Genomic DNA, 2,042 nt, shown 5'->3' with positions numbered 1-2,042 from the left:
GTGTCCCTACCGACGAGCCTGCTCATGTTTGGTGCGGCCTTGGTGGTGACGGGAGAGCGCCGCCGCGACATCCGACGCGTTGGAGCGCCGCTGTTGGTCGCCGCGATCGGCGTCCTGCATTTCTGCGGCATGGCGGCCATGACGCTGACCTTCGATCCGGAGCGCTCGCTCCCGCCGCACGCCGTTCCGCCCGAAGTCATCGCGCCGGTCGTGGCAGGTGTGTCCCTCGGCCTGCTGGCGCTGGCTGTCGTCGGGCTGCGCCTCACCCTACAAGCCAGGGCACAAGCACGTCGGGACCAGCAGCGACTGCGCGAGTTAGCCAACCTTGCGGTCGAGGGGCTCGCCGTGTGTGATGACGACATGATCACCACCGCCAATCGCAGCCTGGAACGCCTGTTGAGTGTGAACCCTGGGGAATTGAACGGCTGTCGCCTATCCGATCTGCTGCCCGGCCTCGCCGTCGCGGCACTTCCCGAGCGCGAGGAGCGAGAGGCGGAGCTGGTCGGCGCCAATGGGTTGCGCGTGCCGGTGCGCGTCCTGCGCAGCAAGGTCCCGCTCGGCAACGGTCTACAGACCGTGCTGGCTATTCGCGACCAGCGGGAGCGCCTGCAGACCGAGTTGAAGATGCGAACGCTGGCCTACTCGGACGCGCTGACCGGCCTGCCCAACCGCGCTCATTTCCACGACCTGCTCGCGCACCACGTCGCCTCCCACCGGGAACACGATCACGCCTTCGCCGTGCTCGTCCTCGATCTCGACCGGTTCAAGCTGGTCAATGACACGCTGGGTCACGGACTGGGCGACGTGCTGCTCCGCAAGACGGCGCAGCGGCTCAAGGCGGCCCTGGGCGAGCACGACATCGTCGCGCGGCTGGGCGGCGACGAGTTCGCGGTCCTGCAGGCGGATCTGCCCAATCCCGAGGCGGTGCAGGTCCTGGCCGGACGCATCATCGAGCTAATCGGCCGCCCGTTCCTGATCGAGGGCCAGCTGATCAATGTCGGGGCCTCGGTCGGGGCCGCGCTTGCGCCAATCGACGGCGTGGAGCCCAGCCAGCTCCTGCGCAACGCCGACCTTGCGCTCTACAAGGCCAAGGCTGACGGCAAGGGCACGTTCCGCCGGTTCGATCCCGTGCTGGACGCCCGCGTACAGGCGCGACGTAGCCTAGAGGCCGATCTGCGACGTGCCATCGCGATGCAGGAATTCGAGGTGTACTACCAGCCGCTCGTCGATGCGCGTTCAGGCCGGATCACCGGGGCCGAAGCCCTGGTGCGGTGGCGCCATCCGGAGCGAGGCCTCGTCTCGCCCGCCGACTTCATCCCGCTGGCCGAGGAGACGGGCCTCATCGGGCCGATGGGGCAGTGGGTCCTGCGCACCGCCTGCGCTCAGGCGGCGCTCTGGCCGTCGCACATCCGGGTCGCCGTCAATCTCTCGCCCGCTCAGTTCCGGGATCTGCGGCTCGCCGACACAGTCAAGGCCGCGCTCGCCACCTCCGGCCTCGCCGCGGACCGGCTGGAACTCGAGATCACCGAAGGCGTGCTGCTGGCTGACGAGGAGCGCACGCTCGCCACCCTGACGCGGCTCCGCGCGGCAGGGGTGAGCATCTCGATGGACGATTTCGGAACAGGCTACTCCTCGCTCAGCTATCTCCGCCGGTTCCCGTTCGACAAGATCAAAGTCGACCAGTCCTTCGTGCGCCAGCTGCCGGGCGACGCGGAAAGCGCCGCGATCGTCCGAGCGATCATCACCATGGGCACATGCCTTGGCATGACGATCACGGTCGAGGGTGTCGAGACGGCCGAGCAGCTTGCGTTCTCGGCCGCGTCCGGCTGCGATCAGGTGCAGGGCTACCTCGTCAGCCGTCCGCTGCCCCTCAATGAGTTTCTGTCGTTTGTGGATGCACGCGAGGCTGCATGAACCCGCTGGACAACCTCGACCTGTTTCGACTGGTCTACAGGAGCCGCAGCACGTTCGAAGGAACCGCTGAGGAGGTGCAGCGGGCAATCGACAAGACCCTGACTACATCGCAGAGCAGGAACGCAGAG

At 67.5% G+C, this 2,042-nt stretch carries 1 protein-coding gene; it reads left to right on the top strand.

Going from position 1 to position 2,042, the window contains the following annotated elements:
- Nucleotides 1-1,914: putative bifunctional diguanylate cyclase/phosphodiesterase (locus tag MKL01_RS31245; protein WP_243909066.1), on the top strand; the 1,914-nt coding region annotated here is incomplete at its 5' end.
- Nucleotides 1,915-2,042: the final 128 nt, after the last annotated feature.

This window comes from Methylobacterium sp. J-070 (genome assembly GCF_022829385.1).
In the GTDB taxonomy this organism is placed as follows: Bacteria; Pseudomonadota; Alphaproteobacteria; order Rhizobiales; family Beijerinckiaceae; genus Methylobacterium.
This window is presented reverse-complemented; position numbering and strand designations above follow the sequence as displayed.